Here is a 25,142-nt window from a genome sequence, read left to right as displayed (position 1 = left end):
AATTTGTAAATCTACAAGACTATTATATCAATTCAACCGCTTAGAGTCATTCGGCTTTTGTGATGGCAGAGCAGAATTGGACGAAGTACTCGACGTTCTCCTACGAACAACCTTATGCCGAAAAAAAACCGCATCTTCCCTCTCTAAGGAAATGATCCGGCTCTACTAACTTCAAAGTCTTTTCAGTCGAATCAATTTACTGTCAAAATCACCTGTTAGCCTAACCTTCAAGCCAACATGCATTAAATTTTTACCCTTAAAATATAGGGGTTCGTTTTCAATCCCAATCACTTGATAGATTACCTCATGTTCTAGGCCTTGAAGATGTACTCGCGGTAATTCAGATGCAAATTTCTGCGTATGCAAAAAGACAAACACAACGGCTTCGCTGCCATCCATACTTATATACTGGGCTGCTGCGTAATTGGATTCTCGAAATGAGTTTAAGCGATATAAATTTCCCGCGCTAATAATCGGCCTGACTCGTTCCCGGTTCTGTAATGGTACGGTTCATGTCCCATTTGATAAAAGAGATCTGATAGGTACTTAATAAGTCCGTCATGAAATCCAAAATAAATTCCTTAACTTCCGGTTTACCTACATCCTTATACAATAAAAAAAGTGACAGCAGTCAATATCTGACTAACTGTCACTTCTTATTTACAGAAATTAATTAGCTAAGCCTGCTTTAATCGCGCGAGCTACAGTCACCGTACGCTTCGCTTGATGCATAACCGACTTCTCTACATCTTCAACCATCTTGCCGGATTGATCAACAGTCACACTCGTACCGTAAGGATTACCTCCGGAAGAGAAAATGACAGGATCTGTATAACCAGGCGCGGCAACAATTGCACCCCAATGATACATACTTGTGTATAAAGATAGAATCGTTTGCTCTTGTCCACCATGTGAATTTTGAGCTGATGTCATTGCACTTACAACTTTATTAGCGAGTTTCCCTTGGAACCATAGACCGCCTGTTGTATCCAAAAATTGTTTCACTTGACCTGGCATATTGCCAAAACGTGTTGGGATACTGAAAATAATCGCATCAGCCCAATCTAAATCATCTAAAGTGACAGTAGGGATATGCTTAGTTGCTTCAACATGCGCCTTCCAAACTGGATTGGAATCAATGGCTGATTGTGGAGCAAGTTCAGGAATCTTTAAGACTCTAACTTCCGCGCCTTCTTCTCTTCCGCCATCAGCTGCCCAATTGGCAAGTGTGTGGTTCGTTCCTGTTGAACTGTAGTATATAACTGCAAGTTTTACATTCGTCATCTCAATTCGCTCCGTTTTCGCTGTATTTCCAAAAATTTTATCGAGAAAGCCCATATCAAAACACCACCATCATTTTATTTACTGGAATGAACCTCTTACTCCATAAAAACATTACATATGTTGTGTTGGTTTTTGACTCTTTTTGAATAAAGAATCAATGGAAATGACATAACTGCCATTTAGGAGAAGATAGATAGCGGCCCCAATCATGGAAAGATCCAGTTCGTATCCGGCCATTTGACCATTCCCGAGGAATCCGACGGCTAATTTCACTTTAAAAGTAGCGACTAAAAGGAGTATTACCATTAGTGCGGATACAATACGTGTACCGAAACCTAAAATCAGTGCAAGGCCCCCTATCAGTTCAATCGTAGCCACGACGTAAGCCATAAAGCCTGGAATACCGATACTGTCAAACCAGCCTGCTATATTGCCAATACCTCCTTGATACTTAGAAACACCATGAGCAAAGAAGGTAATTCCTAGCAGCACTCTTAGTATCAATGCGCCAATCTGATAATTATTTTTCACTCTATTAAGTCTCCCTTTTTTCACTAACTTTTTTAAAGCCATAAACTTTATGTTCGTATAATAACGTATATCGCTTACTAATGTCAAGCAACTATAAATTATTTATTATTATACTTATTATGTATTAACGTAAATAATCACGCCTGCACTGGCAGCCGTGATTATCAATTAAACAATGATCCTATGATAAAACCTTGCTAATCAAGCTTTATTTGTGAACATTTCATCCACTACTTTGATTTTTTCTTGGCTGCGGATCTTCCTTGTTTTTCCGGATCGTTTGAAGGTTTCTCGGCATGCTGAGACCCGTTTGGTTTGACTGGTCCGTTGTCACCCATGTTCATTGCTCCTTTCCTAAGCATCTTGTTTAATTATTTACAAACAGATAACGAAATATTATCAATCGCTTCGATTTATTGGGCAGAATTCCCGAAATAGCGACCGTACGTTCCATAAGCTAGTGTTCGAGTGAACTTTCCCTTGCAATTTTATCGACAGAAAACAAAAAAAATGAGAAGGCAAAAAGATTGCCACCCCATTTATTTTCATGTGCCCCTAAGTGAATCTAATTTCTGAGCCTTTTAACCCTTGCAATTCCTGCTGAAATTAAACAGGTTTTTGATGGTTGGTGTAAACCCCGATTATAGATAGGACAGCTGCTACGCCATTAGCAATAGCATTCATTTGATCATCTTGAATAATATCTAATCCGTAAGCGTTCAATATCAACTTGGCTGCTCCTAGTAAACCCAAAGTTAACGTAAAATAGTTCACTTTCATTTCTCTCACCTCCTATAAAAATAGGATGCTATATCCTATGTGAGAGATTAAGAGTTGGACATATCCATATGGCATGGTTCTAAAAGCACAAAAAAGTGCTGCAAACCTTGTTTAAAGGTTGGCAGCACTTTTACTTTTACTTTTACTAAATCAGTCCGAACTCCTGACCGACCTTCTGCAATTTATCTAAGGCAAAAGATAAGTCTTCCTTTGTATGCTGAGCCGTAACAATTAGCCGCACTCGGCCTTTATCCATGGCAACCGTCGGATAGATAATCCCTTGGGCAAACACGCCTTCTTCCAGCAAACGATCCGAAAAGCGCATGGTTTGTGCAGGATCGCCTATGATAATCGGTATGATAGGTGTCTCACTTGCACCCGTGTCAAAGCCTAATTGCTGTAAAGATGCTCGAAATCCATTCGCGTTATCCCAGAGCTTTGTTACTAAATCCGAGCTTTCCTTAAGCACTTGAATAGCGGCTAAACATGTAGCTGCAACGGCAGGTGTTTGCGAAGTGCTGAACAGAAACGGCCTTGCCGTATGAATCAAATGCTCTTTTAAGAGCTGAGCACCGGCAACATAGCCACCGACGGCTCCGATTGCTTTGGATAGGGTGCCTATTTGGATATGCACTCTGCCATGAAGACCAAAATGGTCCGTCGAACCTTTACCGTTTGTGCCAAGCACTCCGCTCGCGTGGGCATCATCCACGTACACAATGGCGTCGTAAGCTTCTGCTAGTTGAACTATGTCAGGAAGCGGCGCGATATCGCCATCCATACTGAAGACGCCATCTGTCACAACGACACGTTTACGATGTTTTTGCGTTTCTTTCAAAATGGATTCAAGCTGATTCATGTCCTTGTGAGCAAAAATTTTGCGGCTCGCCTTCGTCAAGCGAATGCCATCAATGATACTCGCGTGATTCAACTCATCGCTAATCACCACATCGTCGGCTCCCAGAACTGCTGACAAAGCACCTTGGTTCGTTGTAAAACCAGACTGGAACACAAGGGCAGCCTCCGTGCCTTTAAACTTAGCAAGCTCGATCTCCAGTTCATCGTGAATATCGAGAGTTCCCGTAATCGTTCGCACCGAACCGCTGCCAACCCCGTACTTCTCGATTGCTGCGATCGCAGCTTCCTTAAGCTTCGGATGATGGGTCAAGCCCAAATAATTATTGGAAGACATTTGAAGAACTTTCTTCCCATTGAGGTACATCCAGGAGTCGGAACCACTCTCCCATACTTTAATGGAGCGGTATCTTCCTTCTCGCTTCCACCCTTCGATATCCGCTGCCAAATCGTTCAAATAGTTCATGTGAACCTCCTCAAAGTTTTACGGAGCAAAACTTGCATCGTAAGCATCCGCTTTAGAGTTTTGCGAAAAACTTACTTCGTAAGCATCCGCCTAATGTGTAAATACGATTTTGCCGCATTGACCTTGATTCATTAACCGGAAAGCTTCCTCATACTGATCTAATGTAAATCTATGCGTAATAACCGGTGCCAGATCAATTCGCTTCTGATTCAGCAATCCCTTCATTTGATACCAAGTTTGGTACATCTTTCGCCCCGTAATCCCTTCAACGCGCAGCCCCTTGAAAATAATTTGATTCGTTAGGTCCAAGCTCACCTCTTTGGTTGGAATACCGAGCAAGGACACTCTGCCCGCATTGGCAGCAGCTTCAAAGCCGTCTACGATGGCCTGCGGATTTCCGGACATTTCAAGAACAACCTCAACACCTTCACCATCCGTCAATTCTCGGAGAGCCTTGGATATACGCGTTTCCATGGCGTTAATCGTGTAATCCGCGCCCATTTTTTTGGCGAGCTCCAAGCGGTTAGGGTTAATATCCGCGGCATATATAGCTCCTGCTCCGCAAGCCTTTGCTACTTGAATGGCCAGTAAGCCAATCGGGCCCACACCAATAATGGCAACCGACTTTCCTACAATGTCGCCGGAGAGTACTGTTTGTACAGCGTTACCGAGCGGGTCCTGCAAGCAAGCGATTTCATAAGGCAGATCAGGTGCATTACGAATAATGTTGGTTGCCTTAACAACGGCATATTCCGCAAAGCAGCCTGGTGCCGTAATCCCGAAACTTTTGGTGTTCGGGCACACATGCGCATTCCCCGTTCGACATGCTTTACAAGAACCGCATACCATGTGACCCTCCGCAGAAACATAATCACCGATGGCAACATTTGTGACCCGTTCTCCGACTTCCACAACAATGCCTGCGAATTCATGGCCAAAAACATTCGGCGTGACTACAGTTTTGTCTGACCAGGCATCCCAATTGTAAATATGTAAATCTGTTCCGCAAATCGATGTTGCTTTAATGCGGACAAGAACTTCATCGGCTCCGCAAGTCGGAATAGGAACTTCTTTCAGTATGGCACCAGGTCCCCTGTGCTCTTTAACCAGTCCAATCATGGTAGTGCTCATTATCGTTCCCCCAATTTATGTTTACTATAATGTACAAACGTGCGTTTTATCATCTATATACCATATTATACATTTGTATGTTATATTGTAAATAGGCAATTTGACAATACGGAAAATAAATATTGGAGGACCTGAAATGAACGAACCAATTCATAAAATGGTGGGTCGAAAACTTTTAAATATTCGCAAAACAAGAGGATTAAGCTTAGATCAAGTCGCTGAATTGACTGGTGTGAGTAAAGCGATGTTGGGGCAAATTGAACGGGGAGATTCGAATCCGACGATTTCCGTACTTTGGAAAATTGTGAGCGGCTTACAAATTTCATTTACAAGTCTAATCGAAGATACCGAACCAAAGATTACAGTTGTCCGCGCAGCCGGTCTTTCGCCTTTCGAGGAGGAAGATGGCCAGTATCGCGCGTTCCCGCTCTTCCCTTTTCACCCTCAAAAGAGCTTTGAAATTTATACCGTCGAAATGGATCGTGATTGCAGCCATGCCTCGGAACCTCATAATGAGGGCGTTGAAGAATACATTCTCATGGTAGAAGGAAAACTCGATCTAACCATCTCCCAGGAAAGCTACACGCTCAAAGCTGGCGATGCCATTCACTTCACAGCAGATCGGCCTCATACGTATTCAAATACATCAGACGCTAAAGCCGTCTATAAAACCTTAATTTATTATCCACCTTCTTAATTTTAAGTTTAAGTTACTTGTCGCCTATAAAAGAACGCAAGCTGCCGAATACCAAGGCCGCTTGCGTTTTTTTACTATACCTTGACTAGAGTTTTGTAAAATTGCTCAATTTCAACCGGTTTTCCGCCGTTCAAACGTGATTCCTCAGCGGCAAACGCCATCAGATGGCTTCGCACAGAAGCAGCAGCGGATGATTCGCTTTCCCCTCCTGCATATGCACGAACCTCGCGAAGAAAACTGCGTACGATGCCCACATCGCCGCCGCTGTGCCCTTCTTCGGATGCATGGACATGAATCGCATTCTGCTCATTCGTCACAAAATCATGCACAGTGAATGTATGCTCTTCCATGTTTCCTCGAATTTCACCCTTCGTTCCCATGACCTGCACAATGCGCGTATTATCCCGCGTAAACCCACACATGCTGAACATCGCAGTAGCCCCGCTAACAAATTCCATATTGACGACCTGATGATCAACGACATTGTTATCGCTGCGATACACACATTTGCCGTATGGCGTTGTGCGCAGTGCCTCCAGAATGCCTTCTAAACTCGTATCCGTTGTGAACTTTGCTGCCCAGTTCTTTCCGGTCCCCAAATAATATTTGGGCGCATAGTATTGGCAGCTGGCTTCCGCCGGACAACCGTCAAGACAGCGTGCTGGAGCTCCTTCTGGCGCGTTCTCCTCATTAAAATGCATAAGTGAACCAAATGAACTCACACGCTCGCAAGGCTCGCCCATGATATACGATAAAATATCCATATCGTGGCACGATTTGGCCAAAATCATCGGACTCGAAGTATCCGAGTTATTCCAGTTGCCGCGCACAAAGCTGTGCGCCATATGCATATTGCCGACATTTTCATTGAGTTGAATGGAGACGATTTGTCCAATCTTCCCTTCATCGATGACACGTTTCATCGCCGTCCAGAACGCCGTATAACGCAGTACATGGCATATCGTCAGCAAGCGATTATGCTTTTTAGCCATACGCTCCATTTCAACGCATTCTTCTGGACTTGGAGACATCGGTTTTTCAAGAAGGACGTGATAACCAAGCTCAAGCGCCTTCAATGTCGGTTCGTAATGCATCTGATCCTGCGTACAAATGATAGCGATATCCGCCTGCTTCGGCTGCGCCAGAAGCTCTTCCCAATCCGCATGGGCATGCTCCTGTGGAATTCGGTGAGCAGCAATAAAAGCTGCCCTCCTATCCTGATCCGGCTCCGCTACTGCGACAATATCAAGTTCATGAGGATAATTAAGAGCGTAAGGCGCATAAGCTTGGGCACCGCGATTGCCGGCTCCCAGCAGAATGGCTGTAACTTTTTGCATAGTTGGTCTCTCTCCTTATGTTGTCTGTTAGGACTTGCTGCCTGTAAAAGCAATCCCTTGAATAAATGAACGTTGGAAAATAAAGAAGATAATAATCATAGGCAAAATAGCCATCATAGAGCCTGCCATAATAATCGTATAATTCGTTTTATGCTCACCTTGGAGGAACGCAATGCCCGCTGAGAGCACCATTTTGTCTGGTGAGCTGTTGACGATGAGCGGCCACATCAGATCGTTCCATGACCACAGCATGGTGAAAATGGCGAGAGCAACCATCCCCGATTTGGCTAAAGGAAGCATGATCTGCCAATAAATACGAAATTGATTACAGCCATCAAGCTTAGCGGCTTCTTCCAGCTCGTGAGGCAGCGTCATGAAAAATTGGCGCAGCAAAAATGTGCCGAAAGCGCTGAATAAACCTGGCACGATGAGTGCTGTAAGCGAGTTAAGCCACCCTAAGTCTTTCATAATCATATACTGCGGAATAAGGAATACTTGACCCGGCACCATAAGCACGGACAGCATTAAAATGAAGAAGAAATGACGACCCGGAAAGTTAATTCGCGCAAAAGCATAAGCAGCTAGCGAGCAAATGATTAATTGACCGATTACTTTTATCACCGTTGTAATAAATGTATTCCAATAAAAAGTGAAAAATGGCAAGTTCACAAATACCTTGGTGTAATTGCTCCATTGAAACGTTTTAGGAAGTAAAACCGGAGGTATCGCCGTTGACTCTCCTAACGTTTTCACCGATGTAAGAAACATCCAGATGAAGGGAGTTACCATGATGACAGCACCTAGGATAAGAATAAGATGAATAACCCCGGTCTGAACCGATTTTCGTTGATGGATTCTGGTGTTCATTCAGGCGCCCTCCTCATTCGTAGTGAACCCATTTCTTCTGAATTTTCATTTGTATATACGTAATAATCATAATAATGGTAAACAGCAGGACTGCGATTGAGGACGCATAGCCCTTGTTATTTTGCAAGAAGCCATATTTGTAGTATAAGAACACAACTGACTGCGTGGATTCCATGACGATATCGCCTACCATCATATATATGAAGTCGAATACCTGAAAGGCGCCAATCAATGAAGTAACCAGAACGAAAAAAATGGTTGGCGTCAAGAGAGGTATCGTAATACGCATAAATTTGGTTACAGGCCCCGCACCGTCAATAGATGCGGCTTCATAGTAGGAAGATGAGATACCTTGGAGTCCGGACAGAAAAATGATCATGTGGCTGCCGATGGAACACCATATGGCAACAATAATAATCGATAATAACGCCGTGCGATTATCCGTCAACCAGTGAGGACCGGGAATTGACAATAAACCAAGTAAGTAATTGATCAAACCAATATCAGAGTTGTACAGCCATTTCCAGACCATTGCAATCGCGGCCGGCATGGTTACGACCGGAAGAAAATACATTGTACGGTAAATGGACAATCCTTTGACCTGCTGGTTCAGAAGAACAGCCAACAGAATAGCCAGGATGATCCCGATCGGCACAGCTAGAACGATATAAATGCTAGTATTCCGGATCGCGTGAAGCAGCTCTTTATCCGTAAACAGCATCTTGTAATTCGATAAGCCTGTCCAGGTGTATTTGCCGAAAGCCCCCCAATCCGTAAAGGAAAAATAAAAGGTTTGGAATACAGGCCAAATATAAAACACCAGCAAGCCAAGCATTAGTGGCATAATCATGATATATGCCCACTTCCAATCGGATAGTCGCTTCGAGCTGAATCGCATGTTTACTCACTCTCCTATGAGTGGAATTGGGGAAGGAGATCCGCTTTCGAACGTCGCTTTCCAAAACGGATCTCCTGAGCCTTATTTTTCTGCTGCTAATGCTTGGTTCATCTTAGCTCCGAGCTCTTTGGCCGCATCAGCTACCGGTTTATCTCCCGTCCATGCATTTTTCAAAATATCTGTTTCATAAGTATTCCAAACTGAAGTATTTTTGGACACAGGGTATGGCGTTGCATACTCTGCCATGTCAATGAAAGCTTTTGCTTTGTATTGCGGGAATGTTGCTAACCAGGAAGTCTCGCTGCCCTTGTAAGCCGGAATCGCTCCGCCTTGCTTCGCAGCAATTTCAGTTGCTTCCTTAGAGCCAAGGAATTTAACGAATTCCCATGCTTCTTTCGGATGTTTGGTATTCGCGGATATGACATTACCCAGACCGTGAATGACAACACCTTGCTTTTTCCCTTTTGGCAGCACAGCAACATCTGCCTTGTTTTTCATATCGGCGTTTTGATTGATCGTAAACGCTGCCCATGAGCCGTCAAAATACATAGCGAGCTTGCCTGATGTGAACATATCGGCTGGTGCAGTTTCCGTCATCTGAGCTAGCGTCGGAGATACTTTATGCACTTGAATCAGATCCGTCAAAAACTTCAGACCTTCAATTGCTTCTGGTTGATCAAAGCCTGATTTCTTATGATCATCGGAAATGACATAACTGCCAGCCTGAAGAATTGTGTTGTAGAAATCCTCCTGGTTCATCATTGGAGCAGCGAATCCATAGATGCCCTTGGCAGGGTCCGTTAATTTCTTAGCCGCTTCCGTCAGCTTGCTCCAATCCCATGTGCCGTCCGGATATGGAATTCCTTTATCATCGAACAGCTTTTTGTTGTACCATAAGCCAATCGTGTCAAAGTCTTTAGGAATTCCATAATTTTTACCGCCAAGACTATAGAGCGAAACCAGCGAGGTTGGATATTTGGTGAGATCTAACTGATCGGTCTTGATCGTCTCTGTCAAATCCTTCAACATGCCGTTACCTGCATACTTGACGAAATTAGGACCATTCATCCAAAGTACGTCAGGCATTGTTCCGCCTTGCGCGGCTGTTTCTAATTTGGTGAAATATTGTTTGTACGGCGTATTCTCCGCTTTTACTTCAATATTCGGGTGACTCGCTTGGAACGCTTTGATGACATCGGTCATCGTGTCCATGCTCCAGCCGCCATAAGTAATTGTTACTTTTTCAGCAGATGCTGCAGCCGTCGGCTTCGTATCGGATTTGGGCGCTGTTGTAGATGTAGAGTTAGATGAACCAGAATTACCGCAAGCGCTTACAACAACCATTGCCGACATGAGCGTTGTGACGAGAACAACCTTTTTTGTATTGTTGACCATTTCGTTATCACCCTTTTTTCATTTTTTTATGATCGAACATGCCAATCGTACATACGCCGGAAACCTATTTCACCCCCCTTCATTTCTCTGAATTAATTGGCGCCAAATTCTGGACAACGTTATCCAAAGAACTAAAAAAAATTTAGTTTCTCGTAAATACAGAAGATTGTCTGACAATAAGTCGATGTGGAAGCAGCACTTTGGAAAGCTGCGGGTGCTCTCCATTCAGCATATCCAGCAAGGTTGAAGCTGCTGATGTGCCTATTTCGACCTTTGGTACATGAACTGACGATAACGGCGGTGTGGTATATTGGGCAAAATCGATATTATCCATCGAGATGAAGGCAATATCCTCTGGAATACGCAATTGGTTCTCAATGACAGCTCGCATAGCAGGAATCGCTAATTGGTCGCTTGCCGAAAATATCGCCGTAGGCCGCTCCAGGTCTGTACGCTTCAAACGCTCCATGATACTCTCATAACTGCGGTCGATTTCCCATCGGGTGTCTATCACCCAGTCTTTATTTAAGGGAATACCCGCATCGTACATCGCAAATTTATAGCCCTGAAATCTCTCTTCACTATTTAATTCGCTTGTATGCCCCGGTCCTCCGACAAAACCAATGGATTGGTGCCCCTGCGAAATGAGGTGATCGACAGCAGACTTCGCGGCGTGAATCCGGTCGTAATCGACCATGGTAATTTCCGTACCGTTCGTACAAATGCCAATCAGTGCTAGCTCTTCTACTTTTAGCAAATAATCAACGATTTCGGAACCTACTTCGCCAACGATAATAATGCCATCAACTTGAATGTCATGTATGCATCGATGCAGCAGCGCTTCGTCTTTGAGCTCATCAGAAGTATGCATGAAACCCAGAGAATATCCGGATTCCAAAATTTTCTTGGTAAATGCCGTAATAATCGGAGAGTAATAAGGGTGATCGTCGTTCAGACGAGCCGTTTGAATGATGCAGCCAATTTGCTTGGTCTGCCTTTTCTCTGTCTTTTGTTTGTTGACAAGGTGACGCGCCGATTCATTAGGTGTGTAATTTAATTGACGCACAGCCTCCCAAACCTTGGCCTTTGTCTCCGGGTTGATATGTCGGCTAGTGTCATTTCTCACCACACGTGAGGCTGTTGAAATGGAGACTCCGACTAAATCTGCAATATCTTTGAGAGTAGGCAATTCATACAGCTCCTTCTATCTAAACCTATATCCAACCTTTGCCCAAACGTTATCCTGAAGTTTGGGGCAAGCGCTTTCTTACAGAATAATTCATCTCTTAATAAGTTGTCAATACGTTTGACACCTTAAATCACAAAAAAGTGCTGACACCGTTTAAAAAGGTTAGCAGCACTTTTTTACATGCTAGATTTTTATTTCGAAGGAGCAGGTTCCGCTGTAACCTTATACTTAGATGAAATATACGTGACAGTTTTCGCTTCGGTTATCACCTGAGCATACATCATATCTGGTTTCGGCTCGAGCAGTGTATACGTAATGACAGCCTGACCATCTTGGTTAAACTGGATTGTATTAATTTCAATGCCATAGCCAAGGTTTGGTTTATCCCTTCTGGACAGTGTTACCTTGTTAACTTCATCATTTACTTTCTCAACCTTTACCGCTACTTCTTCGGTAGGAGCCGGTTTTTGAATATTAGCTTCCAATACGCGGATAGCGTTATAAAGCCAACTTGCTGCTTCACCACGCGTGAGCTCACTTTTAGGATTAAACTTACCGTCCTTATCAAGGGTAGTAATTTTATAAAGCAAAAGTCTCTGTAAAGTGCCTTGATAATCAATCGTAATTTGATCCTCATCCTTGATCAAGATGAACATTTTGACCAGCGGAAAGTTGCCCTTCTTCTCTAAGGCACGAACTAATAAGTCCCCAAATTGTTCACGAGTAATTGTCGCATTCGGGTTCACATCCTTAGGGATCTGCAATCCGTGATAATGAGCAATGATAAAAGCATCCGCATACCAGGCATCATTCTGGATATTCGAATACATATCGGTTGCTACCGGCTGTATTTTAAACTTCATTAAGTCTAAGTTGAAGTCCAAGCCTTTTACAATCATTTGCACACTCTGTGCATAGCTAATTTTACCTCTAGGAACAAAGTGATCCTGATCGACTCCACTTACTACGCCGCGGTCTTTTAAGGCCAGAATGGATTCTGATTGTCCTTCATCTAAATCCGAAAAAGCAAAAGCTGAACCGAAAGTCAAACTACTGCACAATAAAGTTGTTAACGTTAAAGCGGCTATTTTTTTCATCAGCTCTATTCTCCTTTGGGCATGTTATAATATAACCCGTTTCTGAGTTACTTACATAACGTAGAGTCGACAAGTTATGTTGCAGCTGATTAGCCAACACAAATAACCAGCAGCCACTGGCTACTGGTTTAATGGAATCGAGTCTTTATAGCGTTGGAGCATTCAAAGCAGTCTCAATACTTTTCAAGTCTAATTGAATCTGCTCTTTAATGTTCCAAGGATGATACCAACCTTGTTCCATCATGTACTTCGTTATTTTCTCATGCGTATCAATCGCTTCATCTAAATGCCTGGAGAGCGTCGCCTTGATCTCTGGAGTACCTGCCTCCGTTACAGCCATCGCGTAATTTCTTACCCCGCTCTTCGCCGTTACCAAAAAATCCATGGCAATTACTTGATCGGTCATCGTATGCATACCTGTCAAATGCTCAAGAATGGTGTTCATGCTTTCACCTCCTATACGGTCGCTTCGGTTAGAATCGTCTCAAGCTCCTGCAACTGCCGCGTCGATAGATATACGTCTTGCTGTAAAATTTCATTCAAAGCAGGATCCGAAACTAAGAGCTTCATCGTCTTCGCCTTGGTTAAACAAACGGTTTTAAAAGCTGCTATTTCATGGACCTCAAGGGTTTCATGCAGCGCATATGTCATCTTCTAACTCGCACCTCCGAATAGTTTCACCATTACGGTTTAAGAATGACTTTAATACAATTCTCTTGTCTGGTATCAAATACTTCATAGCCATGTTTTGCTTCGCTCAGTGGCAGGACGTGTGTAATAACATCACCTGGATCTACTTTGCCACTATCGATCAGCTCATACATATATGGCATATAGTGAATGACGGGTGCTTGTCCCGTACGGATATTGACATTTCTTTGGAAAATATCTCCAAGCGGGAAAGCGTTATATCTGCCTCCATACACGCCAGTTATTTGAATGGTTCCACATTTACGTACTGCCTGTGAAGCAATAACGATACCACCCATCGCACCGCCATGGAGTTTTAGTCCAGAGGCAATGGATTCGAGTGGGGTCATTTTTCCGCTCATCCCCGAGCAATCGATGACAACATCTGCTCCACCTTTTGTGATTTCCTTCAAATAATTCCCGATATTCTCCCCATGCTCAAAATTGACGGTTTCGACCTTATTCGTTCGTTTCGCATGTTCCAAGCGGTAATCTAGATAATCCACTGCGATTACCCGCTTTGCTCCTTTGAGCCAACAGAATTTCTGTGTTAGCAGCCCAACAGGTCCGCATCCAAGAACGATAACCGTGTCCCCTTCCTTCACACCAGCGTTATCTACACTCCAGAAGGCAGTTGTCATAGCATCCGCAATCAAGCAAAGTTTCTCATCCGGATGCTCGCAGCTTTCTGGGATTTTGAAGTGAGTGAAATTCGCGAAGGGTACCCGCAAATATTCAGCCTGGCCACCCGGATAACCGCCTGTTGTGCCGGAATACCCAAAGTAAGCACCCATATCCCCATTTTCATTCGAGTTATCGCACTGGCTTTCGAGTTGATTTTTACAGAAAAAACATTCCCCGCAGCTAATATTGAAAGGAATAATGACACGATCGCCTTTCTTTAACTTCGTAACGCCAGAACCGACCTCTTCTACGATGCCCATAGGCTCGTGTCCGATTACATAATCTTCCTGTAAATTGGGGATCATTCCGTGAATCAAATGCAAGTCGGAACCACAGATTGCCGTAGTCGTCATTCGGACGATCATATCGTCGGGTTTTTCAATCTTCGGATCGGGTACCTCTTTCACAACGACATTCTTGAGGCCTTGGTACGTAACAGCTTTCATGCTTCATTTCCTCCAATAATGTTATTGATCTGGTGTCCGATCAAACATGCCTTTACGCGAGGTATCCACTGGGAACAGTTTCATTTGAGCCATTTGAACAGCATTAATAGCCCCTAGTTGATCTAATTTGAATTGTTCGTTGAGTTCATATGGATGGAACCATTTCTTCCTCATCATAAGCTCGGTTACTTCTTGATGCAGCGCAATACCTTGATGAAGCTGGTTGCGGAGGATCGCTCTTGCGCCTTCAGTCGCCGTTTCTGTTAAGGCAATTGCCGTATTCCTAACGCCTTCTTTGACTCTGATGAGAAAATCCATAGCGAATGTCATGTCGGCCATCTCTGGCATGTTGAGCGCATTACTTGGGTCTAAGTAGTCATAGTCTTCATTCATCTATTATCACCTTCAATTTATAATGGGTGTCGGGCGTTTCGGGACAGGGGCTTGGAATGGCGCTTTCGCATAAACGGACTGCAGATCAGCTATGGCTTGCATGGACTGCTCCACATCCTTCTGCATTAAAGCTTTTAGTTCTTGGTCGAAAACTAAGCCTTGCATCATCTTGGATTTTAATACGCAAAGTGTTTTGAAATTAAGGGCTTCATGCAATTCCAGGGACTCGTGCGCAGCTAATGTTGATTGATTTACCATGGGGTCACCTCCAATGGTATCTTGTCCTTGAAAATGTAGGGTTATTCATCAAATCGCCTCCCACATTAATCAAATGGCGCGAAAGTGCTTTCACTGTTAAGAAGAGATAAATTTACCTGTCAAGGAATTATTACTCATCAAATTCTAACGAAATTCTAATAATGGCAAATTTGGCTAGGACTGCTATGGGTTTGGGCACTATTCGGTAAATTTTAGGGTTTTTCAACTATGATAAAGTGTTTATAGGTGCCAGACTCACCTCAGCTTTTATACCAGAAGGAGGAAGTTAATTCATGCAAATAAAGATTAAGAACTACCTTGGAAAAAAGACCCTATTAACTTTAGGTTTAGCGCTCTCCATGTTTAGTGGCTTTTCCACTAGTGCTTTTGCTGCCCCTGTAGCAACAGCAACTGTGAATAAGGGTGTTAACTTCCGAGCCGATCAAAGTACGAGTGCACCCGTTTGGGGATTTATTAAACAAGGCACTGTACTGCCTGTAGAAGCTGCCAATGACTATTGGGTTTTGGTCGATTACAATGGCAAGCAGGGCTATGTTTCACGCTCTTATGTAACCGTAAATGAAAATAAACCTGCGCCTGCGCCTGCACCCTCCAATCCTGCTCCCACTCCTGCACCTTCTAATCCTGCTGGTGGCGGCAGTTTAGCAAATAAAATTGTCAACACAGCTGCCTCATTTCAAGGCCGAGTTACCTATGTATTCGGTTCGAGGGATCTTCAGCATTTGCGTTTAGATTGTTCTTCCTTCACGCAACATGTATTTCAACTAAATGGCGTTCAAATTCCTTGGGGATCTAAAGCTCAAGCCAAATTGGGCACCTACATTCCACGCAATCAGCTCCAACCGGGTGATTTGGTATTTTTCAGTGTAAGTACACCAGGTCAAATTAACCATGTAGGCATCTACATAGGTAATGGTCAATTCATAAACAATTTACCGAACAAAGGTGTAGTCATCGGTGACTTTAATAGTTCGTATTGGACAAGCCATTACATTACAGGCCGTAGAATCTAAGCAATTAGATCTCTAATATGTTAAAAAGAAGAACCCTTCCTTTTCTTAAAGGTGGGTTCTTTGTCATTTCATCTGATTTTATAATATTAACGCATACTGAGATCACTTTCGTCTATCGCATGTTTTTGTTTCCTTGAGCCTTGGGGAGAGAACCCCTGAGGGTTCGCCCGCACGCACGTAACAAAGTGAAGGTTCCGCAGGATACCTTCATTTGTAGGAGCACGGCGTCTGAATCTACCGCTAAGCTATCTTCGTCGACTTCGCATTTAAATCATGATTCATACATCCCCCTAGACTCCATAGAAATAAACGGACATCCATATGGGTGTCCGTTTTATTTTGGAGCTAATTTGTGAGAACCCCGAGAGGGTTCCCCCGCGCGGACGGAACGAATGAATCAACTTCAAAAAAATAGCTTCATGTAGTAGCGCGGCTTCTGAATCTATCGCTAAGGTTGTCTGCGTCGAGTTTTCTTCGTCAGCCCCACCGGTAATGTCATTGCTAACGAACCGTATTGTACTTATACATGAGAATACGCCTTCTAGATGATTTAACGAACACCAGTGACGTTATGGAGTAGAGTATAGGCTGAATGCTAATCTTTTGCTTAAAATAGCGCATCTTGAATTCGTAGCAACTTCAGATCTATGCTCTTTGATCAAATAAGAATTATTGAGTTCGTAAGGCGTAAGAACGATAACGTTGCCTACCGCTGGCTACAAACAGAAGTTGGTGCTCAACTAACTTGTGAAGAATCTGCCTCGCATGCTGGTCTGTAATTCGTAAATGGGAGGACAACTCTGATGGCGTAAATGGACGAGGTATCCGTCTCGCGTAACGGAATTTCAGCTTCAAGCCAGGTCAAATTTTTAGGCACATCCATCGCAATGAACTTCTCAATAAAGGAAAGAACAAACTGCTGGCAACATTTGGGTTCATGGAAAGATAGGCAATCGGCATAAAGATCCAATCGTCAAATGCTAAGTTTTAATACGATTTCCCCACTAGTACTAGAATCTGATTAGGACGGATTCTTTTTAATACATAAAAACCTTTATCAGATGCTGTAGCCACCCCATTCTCGTTTGGTCCGCAAAGTCCGCCCGCTTGGCAGGAACCATCATCTCGTACAAGAAGTTTACCAAGCATCCCTACGGCTACCCATTCGGGCCTCTCTGCCCTAGGAATATAGACTTGTGTAGGGTTCCATTCCGGGTTTAACATAGGTTGTTCTTCCTTTCGTTCAGGTATAACAATTTCCCGTTGAGCATCAGTCAATGTCGGTACTTTCACTTCATGGTAAAGGGTTCTTCCCCACTCATCCGTCACATACTTCTGATTCCAACGCATTTCCCCGCTGTTCGAGAGAAAAGCTGGCTTCGCACTTATAATCCCTATGATATAGCGATCCGTGGGATCAGCTATGCGAACTTTGTCCTCTTCCAAAGCGACGAAAAGACCAGGTTCAATGGGGTTGCCGTCTGTAGTCTCGAACATCTCCGCGTAATCTGCTGCTGGACTGCTTACCGTTCCGTCTATTTTAACATTGCCATTGCTTAATATTTTCGCAGCTAATCCAGGTGCCCCGCTGCTTGTCCCGTTGGCTAGGTACCAGGAATAGGTCAGCTCATTCGCGGCACCAAATTGCCCCATGATGTGAACACCTTCCAAATTGTTCGTTGAAGTTTCTTGTCCTTCTGCATGTGAAAAAAAACTATTCGCCAATGTGTTTACACCCTCAGTATGCGAAGTGAAGCCGCTCGCGGTTGTCAATGCACCTTCCGCATGGGCGTTTTGACCACTAGCTATGGTCTGATTCCCTTCGGCATGTGATAAATCTCCCGAAGCCGTTGTTCTCTGCCCCTCCGCGTGGGCAAACAGCCCACTTGCCACGTTTAAGTTGCCTTCAGCATGAGAGGCTCTGCCGCTAGCTGTGTTGCTCTCGCCTTCCGCATGGGCATTTATGCCATCGGCACTAGTTTGCTGCCCTTCGGCATGAGAAGCAAAACTCTGCGCTCGCGTCAAAAACCCTTCCGCATGAGCCCCTAAATCTTCGGCGCTAGTTTGCTGTCCTTCGGCATGCGCGTATACGCCAATGGCCAGAGAACCGCCGCCTTCCGCGTGAGATGCAGGTCCCGTTGCTTGAGTAAAATATCCCTCCGCATGAGAAGCAATGGAACTCGCCAATGTATTGATGCCTTCCGCGTGAGAATAATCTCCGCTCGCCACGGTGTTATTTCCTTCTGCTACAGAGCAAACCCCCAAAGCTTGCGCCCCACAAGCCATATCTACCCTCTCCTTTATAGCGATTATGAACATATGATTCAGCATATGAAATTTTTACCAGTTTGCTTGTACAATTGACAGTATGCAAACAAACACAAAAAGCAGAACCGAAGGTTCTGCCCGCTCTGCCTGCTCTGCCAAAATCGCTTTAAAATAAAGGTCAATCCCGAACATTTCTTATCTCGTCCATACTTTTTTTAGCTCTGCTGTTGAGGGACTTCTTGTCTTTTAAATGATATTGATCCAGCTCATGGCCTGGGTCAATAATCAATGGTTTTAAAATAATATCTTCTAGCATCTTATAGGTTAGTTGATACGCCGCATGCCTTTTTTCTCTAGAAACTACCTTTTTTAAGGATTTGATTAGATCCATAAGCTTTTCCGCATACATAAGTTTTACAATACTATCGGCTCCCATAATATGGCGCGAAGCAAAAGCAATCACGTTATCAAGTATACGAGAATCTTGATAATATTTGGCTAGTAACTCTAAGCTTGTGATCGCATCCCAGTCTCTTATCGAGAGATGATTCGTGCAGGTATCAATCCATTCGTTGTACCAGTCAATTTCGATTTGACTTTCTATTTCGTATGTCTTATATTCTTCGAAAACGCCATCACGATGCATTTGAAAAAAATGCCCTCGATACAAATCGAATAATTCTTTTGCTCTCAGCCGTTGCTCCTCCAAGAATCTCACCACTTTTATTGTATATTCTTTGCTAACTCACAATGATGGAAACAGTTTCATAAGCGCTAAAGCACCCTCATGTTCAGGTGCTAATTCTAGTGTGTTAAGAGCAAATTCCCTAGCAGAAGCATCTTCACCGACCTCGTAATAGCAAATGGCCATCTCATAAAGCACAGAAGCGTCGTTCCTGTACTCATTGTTGGTCCGTTCAAAGAATACCAAAGCATCCTGGAACATATCCATTTGATACAATAACATAGCGCAGTCCAAAGCTAAGTCACGATTTAATTCCATCGGATAATATCCTTGCCACATCAGAAGTATACCTTGTCGTATGTCCGATAATTCTTCTTCATCACAGGCGGGAATTAGATTCGATAGGCGCTTCGCGCTTTGTAGGAACAATTGGGCATCATACCCGCCCAAACGCCAAAAAGCTAGAAGTTGGTTAATTTCCATCAGATCCAAATGCGAATCAAACCATTCTTTGATACTGAAAAAATCATCTGGACCAAAACGTTCGACAAACCGTCGGTAGGCTAAGCGTGTGAGACCATAACTGTGAGGATTGGTCAGCATAAGCATACATCCTATGTTCAAATGGTTATAGGGATGTGATGTGAATAAGCTCATGGCACCCTTTTGCTCAAAGACATACCCAATGGCATGATAATTGGCTGTCAGGGAAAAGCTTCCATGATGAATCAGCTTGGGAGGCTCGTTATATTCCCAGTTCTCTATTCGGTGATCTCCTTTATCCGCAGTGAGCAGGAGAAATCCTGCTTGTGAGAGCATTCCAAGACGTTCCAAACATTGCAGTCCAACTGCCGGGAAGAGGATATGGGAATCCTCCAGCTTCTGTGAATACAATCCTACAACATCGCGATAAGGGTATGATTCCTTTTCATATTCATCAGCTCTTCGATAATGATACTCGGGAATGACGTTCTTCAGCATATCCGAAACACTTCGTTCGGCGGCACCTTCCGGAAAACGCAAAGAAACCATGCATTCATAAATTTTGTTTTCGTCTACATAGATCAGTTCTTGTGGAATACTATCAAAAAAGTAATTCGCAATGACCAGCAGCGGCTGCTGCAAGTCACCCCTTCTAATTCGATCACCAGATTGCGTCAAATGAAGTTCAGTACCCTGCACAGCGTCAAATTGTGCAAAGTCCAGAACCCCTTGCTCCACAAAGGGAAGTAAACTGCGGTGCTGCTGCCAAAAAGTGATATTTTTGAATGCTAGATCACTCATGACATATCGAAAAGGTGGAAGAGTGATACCTGAATAATCCCTCAGCTCACATAGTTCTTTTACAATATGATAGGCTAATCTGCCAGAACCCGCTCCAAGCTCTAGTATCGTCACCGGTTCCAATGAGAAACCAAGATTTTCTCTATCTTGAAGAAACCCAAATATGATCTCGGCATAGGCTACCGCTATACTTGGATTACTAGTTATGTATTGTGGAACCTCTTCACTCTGCCATGCACCAATTCCCTGCTCTTCATAATATGTTCGCTGAAGATCCCAAATGGGTGCTTCACTGAAACGATAAATCTTCTGATCCTTATGTGTCATCGGCTTGAACCTACTTTACTCCATTTTATGAAAAAACAACTCCCATCTTACCATAAAGTACCTCCTAAACAAAAAAAAGAAAGACAGTTACCCATTTCTGGCTAACTATCCTTCTACCAGAAATGGAAAACTGCTTTCACTTATTAAAGGGAATGCAATTCTTAATATGTTGAATGTTGTAATGCAGCTTTTTCTCATCGGCCGTGATTAGTTCAACAAAAGGAAGGTTTAATTTCTGCAGCAAGCCGATCTTGTTTGCATGTATGCCAGAGTCAAAACAGACGATTTCTCCTTCCAAATCTTTGAGCAGCTGTTCAAAGGTATTGGGGAGCATAGCAAAAGTTGGATCGGTTGGATTAGCTGCCAATTGATCTTGCGCTTGCGAATAGGGCGTCTGGTGGGTTTGGTAAGGACTGATCCATTTTAGATGAAACAAAGGAATGTACATAACTTGATAAAGAGGCGAATAAAACACCATGTAGTCTTGAGCAATATGTTTTACATAACCGTGGATTGTCTGATTATTGGCAATATAAATTTCTACGAATCGATCGATCGCATTGGCTAAGATCTGGTCATAAGTGATCTCTCCGGTTTGCTTAACGGGGGCAGGTGAAGATTCCGTGTTCATTTTGTCATCGGCCGCCTGTAAAGTGATATTTCTAATATGAGTGATAGGCATATATAAGTACTTCTTTTCCGTGTAAATGACAATGATATCTGGTCCCAAATCGATTAGGTAGCCAATTCTATCACGATCTCCAATTAACTCAATTTGTACCATCTTTCCGATATACGTGTTGAAATACATCATAGTTGATAACCTCCTTAACTATCCATTTTTAAAAAATCCACTTTACCCAAAAGGAAAGACAAACCAGTGTGAATATTAAAGCAGGGGGAATCGTTACAAATGTGACCTTGCAATAATCCTTCCAGCTTATTTTAACTTTATGCTGCCTAAGGATATGAAGCCATATCAACGAAGCCAGTGTCCCAATTGGCAAAAGTAAAGACCCTAAATCACTACCAACGACACTAGCTAAGTAGGTAACCTTCAAAGTCAGAGGGTCTAACCCTATACCAGTTAACGTGAGTGTTCCGATCATTAAGGCAGGGTGATTATTTACTAACGTAGACAAGACAGTGACTAGTCCGCCCATTAACAAACTACCATTTAATAAGTCCCCAGAAGCTAGCGGCTTCAAGAAATTGACTAGCATATGCGTAAGTCCAATATTATTTAATCCATAAATAATAACGTACATCCCAAAGGCAAACACGAGGATATGCCAGGGTGTCTTCTTTACCATATCGATAGGAGATATTTTGAGATAAATCCAACGCCAAGTCAGAAGAATAATGGAACCAATAACAGCCATCAGACTTACAGGTATATTCATATACGAAGCTGCAAATAGACTTACACGAACCATAAATACAAACAATAATATATTTCTCATAAATTTTGCTCGATTTTTAATGACTGGCATTGATTTTGGAAGATCAACGTGTAAGGGATGTTTTCCAGATACAATCGCGTTTAATGGCAATTTCTTAGGAAGTATGCGATAAAAACAGAGAAATAATAGCAATAAGAATACGATCAAACCTAACGTAGAGGGGATAAACATCATTAATGTGTGCATATATAAATTCATTCCTACAATTTTTAGTGCAATGAGATTAACGATATTACTAACACCAATTGGAGCACTAGAAGCCGTTGCGATTAAGGCGCCTGAGAGCAAATATGGAATTTTTTGATGATTTTTTAAACCTAGATTCTGAAGAACAATGATTAATATTGGCGTTGTTATCATAATGCTGCCATCATTGTTGAAGAAAAGAGTCATCAGGAAACAAAGTAGATTTACGTACCAGAATAGTCGGATCCCTGATCCTTTGGCTCTAGCCATTAAACCTTCAGCCGCCCATTGGAAGAATCCAAAGCTCTCTAATACGATGGCCATCACGATGGTAGCCATAATCGTGATGGCAGCATCACTGATCGTATTTGTTATTTTCAGCAAATCAGCGAACGAAACACTCCCACTTAGAATGACGAGGATAGCTCCTCCTATAGCAGGTATTGCTTCATTCAACTCCTTAGGACGCCATAGAATGAGAATAACTGTCATTAGAAATGCAGCTATTGTAAGGGTTACCATTGAGGAACCGATCATAAATTTTCACCCCGCTTTTTGAAAAAGTGATGTTATTACCTATCTGAGTAGATGTTGTCATACGTCTATTCTCTTGATGAATGCCATATCCGGCATATCCAAATCTACGGAATTTACATTTTCATAAACGGTTTCTATTTCGGTCTGTATTGGCGGTTTAAGTAAAAAGTATAGTAGAACCCCTGCAAGCATAATGATAAACATGACGACCATTGTCATTCCCTCCCTTCTACCATCTACCACCATCTATCATTAGTAGATACTGATACAGTATGTATACGGGACCTGTATTCATCTTGATATAAACACTTAACCCCATCTCTCAAATATTCCACTCTTGTCTAGTAAAAGAGAAATGAAACAACAAAAAAACCAAATGCTATGATGCATTTGGTTGGCTAAAGCTTTTCCATTTCTTTCTTAATAATTTCCCGCCTTTCCTTAATATAGTTCATAATTAATTCCGGCTCACCTCTGAATTCCGAATAAGGCCACTTCCGATTATGATCATACAGTATATAAGGGGCTATCGTACCGTGTAATTGTTCAATCATTGGAGCTATCTGTTTCCTTGTAAATGATGAACGAAGAATAGAAGTAAGAATTTGTTTATACCGCAGCCTAACACTCTTGAAACTCATCAGTTTATTAGTCAAGCCATTGTAGCCTTTAAGGCGTACCAAGTTACTCCCGCATACTTTCCCATAGCAATTTCTCCCCCAAGTGCCTTCGTAGTCCCAGGGTATGATGCGGTATAATTTGCTTGGCTTATGACGATAGATCGCATAATTTTGATCAAACCCATCGAAGTTTCCGGTGAAAACAGCTCCGGCTAACCATCGCAAGTAATTATCAATATCCAAATGGGATTGCAAGTATTGAGCTAATGGCTTCCCGGACAGTTTATTTATCTTGGAAATGAATGCGCTCAGTTCTTTTTTTTCGGTGCTTAAGCCTATGATTTGCTCGTATCCTTCAAACATCGTCCTCTTATTCCTTTTTGTTTCCGGGTGAAACAGCTCAAAGTTGGCATCATCATCCACAGCATAGAAAAGGGATTGCGCACTAATTCTCCTTTGCCTGAAAAAGTTTTTATCAACCGCTTCTATTTCTAAATAAACCCCCAGACCTTCTCCATTTAGAATCAATTCAAAATGTTTGGTTTGTGGACTCGGTACACCAATACGTTGGAAAAATCGAAATGAGAGCGCATTCCGTATCATCGAAGGATCGTCATACTCTGCATTCAGATGGTAAGTCTTACCCTTGCAAACAATTTCATAAGATTTCTTCGCATATTCTCGGGTGTGGCCACCACGATAACGAACCTTAATAGGAACACGTTTACCATTACTAATAAGTATCCCGTTTACGAATTGATTACTCCAAACATCTTCATTCAACTTTCTAAGCTGCTGATCTTGGATTACGATATGTCGAGTCGGTATCATGGCACACCGCCTTTTTTACATAATAAAAAGCCTATCTAAAGTAGATAGACTTTCATTCTAGATTAATTTATTCGTGATTATTTACGATTGCCACGGCTCTTGTTCCCTCTTGTTTTGTTTCCGCCAGTCTTGTTCCCTCTTGTTTTGTTTCCACCCGATTTGTTGCCTTTTGTTTTGTTTCCACTCGATTTGTTGCCCTTTGTTTTGTTTCCACCTGATTTGTTGCCTCTTGTTTTGTTTCCACCTGATTTGATGCCTCTTGTTTTGTTTCCACCTGATTTGTTGCCTTTTGTTTTGTTTCCGTCAGATTTGTTGCCTCTTGTTTTGTTTCCACAATTTTTGCTGCCTCTTGTTTTGTCATTTTTTTGCGCTTGTGTTTTCTCATTTTTGTTGCCGCTTGCTTTGTCACCTTTGTTAGATACACTAACCTCCATCTTTTAAAACCTCCTTATAGTTGATAGTGCAGTCTATGATAGAAGATTTGAATTGGATAGAGATATTGGTTGATATAGATAAATTAATTATTAATAGATTTGTATTCTAATTGTGGAATTATTGTTGCCGCTGAATCATAATGCCCAAAAGCTGACGGAATTGCCTGTCCAGGGATTGACGAATATAATGACCGTATCACAGTAAAGGAAAAGGACGCCTCCATAAAACGTGTACCTGTTAGCGCAGGTACACCGGAGACATCCTCTCACAAAAAATAACATGGTCATTGTATCAAATTATGAGCTGGTTGAGAAGGTCACCGGCGTTTTTTGTTAGGTGTGTGGAAATCGTGCCTTGCCCCTGTTGTGGCGAAGGACTTAAGGTTATTGGTAGTCGAAGGCGAATCTGTAGGAATGCGACTGGAGAAGTTAAGGTATTCATCCTCCGAAGATTGCGCTGTTCCAGTTGTCGTAA

The 25,142-nt window shown here is 42.7% G+C and carries 28 protein-coding genes and 1 pseudogene; 3 read left to right on the top strand and 26 right to left on the bottom strand.

Features of this window, described 5'->3' with window-relative positions; translation table 11 throughout:
• Positions 1 to 171 precede the first annotated feature (171 nt).
• The 7 genes and pseudogenes from G519_RS53705 to tdh form a co-directional block, all read right to left on the bottom strand.
• Positions 172 to 471 carry a GH36 C-terminal domain-containing protein gene (locus G519_RS53705; RefSeq protein WP_369073740.1) on the bottom strand — a complete coding sequence of 100 codons (300 nt, stop codon included), beginning with the start codon at positions 469 to 471 and terminating at the stop codon, positions 172 to 174.
• Positions 467 to 598 (bottom strand): annotated as a pseudogene (locus tag G519_RS53700) (alpha-galactosidase); the annotation flags it as partial. The gene G519_RS53705 and the pseudogene G519_RS53700, both read right to left, overlap by 5 nt.
• A gap of 71 nt (positions 599 to 669) precedes the next feature.
• Positions 670 to 1,338 carry an NAD(P)H:quinone oxidoreductase gene (gene wrbA, locus G519_RS0126340; RefSeq protein WP_064743536.1) on the bottom strand — a complete coding sequence of 223 codons (669 nt, stop codon included), beginning with the start codon at positions 1,336 to 1,338 and terminating at the stop codon, positions 670 to 672.
• Between the two features lie 57 nt (positions 1,339 to 1,395).
• Positions 1,396 to 1,815, bottom strand: coding sequence for a DoxX family protein (locus G519_RS0126335; protein ID WP_029197246.1), 420 nt, complete (start codon positions 1,813 to 1,815; stop codon positions 1,396 to 1,398).
• Between the two features lie 606 nt (positions 1,816 to 2,421).
• Complete coding sequence (locus G519_RS51345; RefSeq protein WP_164826767.1) at positions 2,422 to 2,595, bottom strand: hypothetical protein; 174 nt, start codon at positions 2,593 to 2,595, stop codon at positions 2,422 to 2,424.
• 145 nt (positions 2,596 to 2,740) lie between these two features.
• Positions 2,741 to 3,916, bottom strand: a complete 1,176-nt coding sequence (locus tag G519_RS0126320; RefSeq protein WP_029197245.1) for a glycine C-acetyltransferase — start codon at positions 3,914 to 3,916, stop codon at positions 2,741 to 2,743.
• A gap of 90 nt (positions 3,917 to 4,006) precedes the next feature.
• Complete coding sequence (tdh, locus tag G519_RS0126315) at positions 4,007 to 5,047, bottom strand: L-threonine 3-dehydrogenase (RefSeq protein ID WP_029197244.1); 1,041 nt, start codon at positions 5,045 to 5,047, stop codon at positions 4,007 to 4,009.
• 136 nt (positions 5,048 to 5,183) lie between these two features.
• On the opposite strand from tdh, the gene G519_RS0126310 reads away from it, so the two are divergent.
• Positions 5,184 to 5,744: a helix-turn-helix domain-containing protein gene (locus G519_RS0126310; protein ID WP_029197243.1), complete on the top strand. Its 561-nt coding sequence runs from the start codon at positions 5,184 to 5,186 to the stop codon at positions 5,742 to 5,744.
• A 74-nt stretch (positions 5,745 to 5,818) separates the two neighbouring features.
• On the opposite strand, the gene G519_RS0126305 is transcribed toward G519_RS0126310, so the two are convergent.
• The 11 genes from G519_RS0126305 to G519_RS0126255 form a co-directional block, all read right to left on the bottom strand.
• Positions 5,819 to 7,081 (bottom strand): Gfo/Idh/MocA family protein, encoded by a 1,263-nt coding sequence (locus G519_RS0126305; protein WP_029197242.1) that lies wholly within the window; start codon positions 7,079 to 7,081, stop codon positions 5,819 to 5,821.
• 27 nt (positions 7,082 to 7,108) lie between these two features.
• Positions 7,109 to 7,948 (bottom strand): carbohydrate ABC transporter permease, encoded by an 840-nt coding sequence (locus G519_RS0126300; protein WP_029197241.1) that lies wholly within the window; start codon positions 7,946 to 7,948, stop codon positions 7,109 to 7,111.
• A gap of 13 nt (positions 7,949 to 7,961) precedes the next feature.
• On the bottom strand, positions 7,962 to 8,846 hold the full coding sequence (locus G519_RS0126295) for a carbohydrate ABC transporter permease (RefSeq protein ID WP_029197240.1): 885 nt from the start codon (positions 8,844 to 8,846) through the stop codon (positions 7,962 to 7,964).
• Positions 8,847 to 8,927: 81 nt separating this feature from the next.
• Positions 8,928 to 10,241, bottom strand: a complete 1,314-nt coding sequence (locus G519_RS0126290) for an ABC transporter substrate-binding protein (RefSeq protein ID WP_051253700.1) — start codon at positions 10,239 to 10,241, stop codon at positions 8,928 to 8,930.
• Positions 10,242 to 10,383: 142 nt separating this feature from the next.
• Complete coding sequence (locus G519_RS0126285; RefSeq protein WP_029197238.1) at positions 10,384 to 11,430, bottom strand: LacI family DNA-binding transcriptional regulator; 1,047 nt, start codon at positions 11,428 to 11,430, stop codon at positions 10,384 to 10,386.
• A 191-nt stretch (positions 11,431 to 11,621) separates the two neighbouring features.
• The gene (locus tag G519_RS0126280; protein ID WP_029197237.1) at positions 11,622 to 12,527 is read right to left on the bottom strand and encodes an S-layer homology domain-containing protein; all 906 of its coding nucleotides are present in this window, start codon (positions 12,525 to 12,527) and stop codon (positions 11,622 to 11,624) included.
• A 145-nt stretch (positions 12,528 to 12,672) separates the two neighbouring features.
• On the bottom strand, positions 12,673 to 12,972 hold the full coding sequence (locus G519_RS0126275) for a spore coat protein (RefSeq protein WP_029197236.1): 300 nt from the start codon (positions 12,970 to 12,972) through the stop codon (positions 12,673 to 12,675).
• 11 nt (positions 12,973 to 12,983) lie between these two features.
• On the bottom strand, positions 12,984 to 13,178 hold the full coding sequence (locus G519_RS0126270; protein ID WP_029197235.1) for a hypothetical protein: 195 nt from the start codon (positions 13,176 to 13,178) through the stop codon (positions 12,984 to 12,986).
• A gap of 32 nt (positions 13,179 to 13,210) precedes the next feature.
• Positions 13,211 to 14,347 carry a zinc-dependent alcohol dehydrogenase gene (locus G519_RS0126265; protein WP_029197234.1) on the bottom strand — a complete coding sequence of 379 codons (1,137 nt, stop codon included), beginning with the start codon at positions 14,345 to 14,347 and terminating at the stop codon, positions 13,211 to 13,213.
• Between the two features lie 21 nt (positions 14,348 to 14,368).
• Positions 14,369 to 14,740, bottom strand: coding sequence for a spore coat protein (locus G519_RS0126260; RefSeq protein ID WP_029197233.1), 372 nt, complete (start codon positions 14,738 to 14,740; stop codon positions 14,369 to 14,371).
• A gap of 12 nt (positions 14,741 to 14,752) precedes the next feature.
• Complete coding sequence (locus tag G519_RS0126255) at positions 14,753 to 14,998, bottom strand: hypothetical protein (RefSeq protein WP_029197232.1); 246 nt, start codon at positions 14,996 to 14,998, stop codon at positions 14,753 to 14,755.
• Positions 14,999 to 15,291: 293 nt separating this feature from the next.
• On the opposite strand from G519_RS0126255, the gene G519_RS47825 reads away from it, so the two are divergent.
• Positions 15,292 to 16,032: a C40 family peptidase gene (locus tag G519_RS47825; protein WP_051253699.1), complete on the top strand. Its 741-nt coding sequence runs from the start codon at positions 15,292 to 15,294 to the stop codon at positions 16,030 to 16,032.
• Between the two features lie 987 nt (positions 16,033 to 17,019).
• Here G519_RS47825 and G519_RS0126245 read toward each other — a convergent pair.
• The 8 genes from G519_RS0126245 to G519_RS44595 all read right to left on the bottom strand — a co-directional run bounded on the left by G519_RS0126245 (position 17,020) and on the right by G519_RS44595 (position 24,657).
• Complete coding sequence (locus G519_RS0126245; RefSeq protein WP_036633776.1) at positions 17,020 to 18,318, bottom strand: peptidase G2 autoproteolytic cleavage domain-containing protein; 1,299 nt, start codon at positions 18,316 to 18,318, stop codon at positions 17,020 to 17,022.
• Between the two features lie 160 nt (positions 18,319 to 18,478).
• The gene (locus G519_RS0126235) at positions 18,479 to 19,009 is read right to left on the bottom strand and encodes a hypothetical protein (RefSeq protein WP_029197230.1); all 531 of its coding nucleotides are present in this window, start codon (positions 19,007 to 19,009) and stop codon (positions 18,479 to 18,481) included.
• Positions 19,010 to 19,045: 36 nt separating this feature from the next.
• A complete protein-coding gene (locus G519_RS0126230; protein ID WP_029197229.1) occupies positions 19,046 to 20,596 on the bottom strand; it encodes a class I SAM-dependent methyltransferase in 1,551 nt (516 codons plus the stop codon).
• Positions 20,597 to 20,732: 136 nt separating this feature from the next.
• On the bottom strand, positions 20,733 to 21,410 hold the full coding sequence (locus G519_RS0126225) for a hypothetical protein (RefSeq protein WP_029197228.1): 678 nt from the start codon (positions 21,408 to 21,410) through the stop codon (positions 20,733 to 20,735).
• A gap of 28 nt (positions 21,411 to 21,438) precedes the next feature.
• On the bottom strand, positions 21,439 to 22,782 hold the full coding sequence (locus G519_RS0126220) for an arsenic transporter (RefSeq protein WP_029197227.1): 1,344 nt from the start codon (positions 22,780 to 22,782) through the stop codon (positions 21,439 to 21,441).
• A 57-nt stretch (positions 22,783 to 22,839) separates the two neighbouring features.
• Positions 22,840 to 22,995, bottom strand: a complete 156-nt coding sequence (locus tag G519_RS50510; RefSeq protein WP_154669615.1) for a hypothetical protein — start codon at positions 22,993 to 22,995, stop codon at positions 22,840 to 22,842.
• 185 nt (positions 22,996 to 23,180) lie between these two features.
• Positions 23,181 to 24,233 carry a CotH kinase family protein gene (locus G519_RS0126210; protein ID WP_036633775.1) on the bottom strand — a complete coding sequence of 351 codons (1,053 nt, stop codon included), beginning with the start codon at positions 24,231 to 24,233 and terminating at the stop codon, positions 23,181 to 23,183.
• Positions 24,234 to 24,300: 67 nt separating this feature from the next.
• Positions 24,301 to 24,657, bottom strand: a complete 357-nt coding sequence (locus G519_RS44595) for a hypothetical protein (protein ID WP_208860913.1) — start codon at positions 24,655 to 24,657, stop codon at positions 24,301 to 24,303.
• A gap of 309 nt (positions 24,658 to 24,966) precedes the next feature.
• Here G519_RS44595 and G519_RS53695 point away from each other — a divergent pair.
• A partial coding sequence (locus G519_RS53695) for a DUF6431 domain-containing protein (RefSeq protein ID WP_409372025.1) occupies positions 24,967 to 25,142 on the top strand: 176 nt, incomplete at its 3' end.

The sequence above is a fragment of the Paenibacillus alginolyticus DSM 5050 = NBRC 15375 genome, from assembly GCF_000422905.1.
In the GTDB taxonomy this organism is placed as follows: domain Bacteria; phylum Bacillota; class Bacilli; order Paenibacillales; family NBRC-103111; genus Paenibacillus_E; species Paenibacillus_E alginolyticus.
The sequence above is the reverse complement of the archived record's forward strand: the minus strand, read 5'-3'. Positions and strand labels throughout refer to the sequence as shown.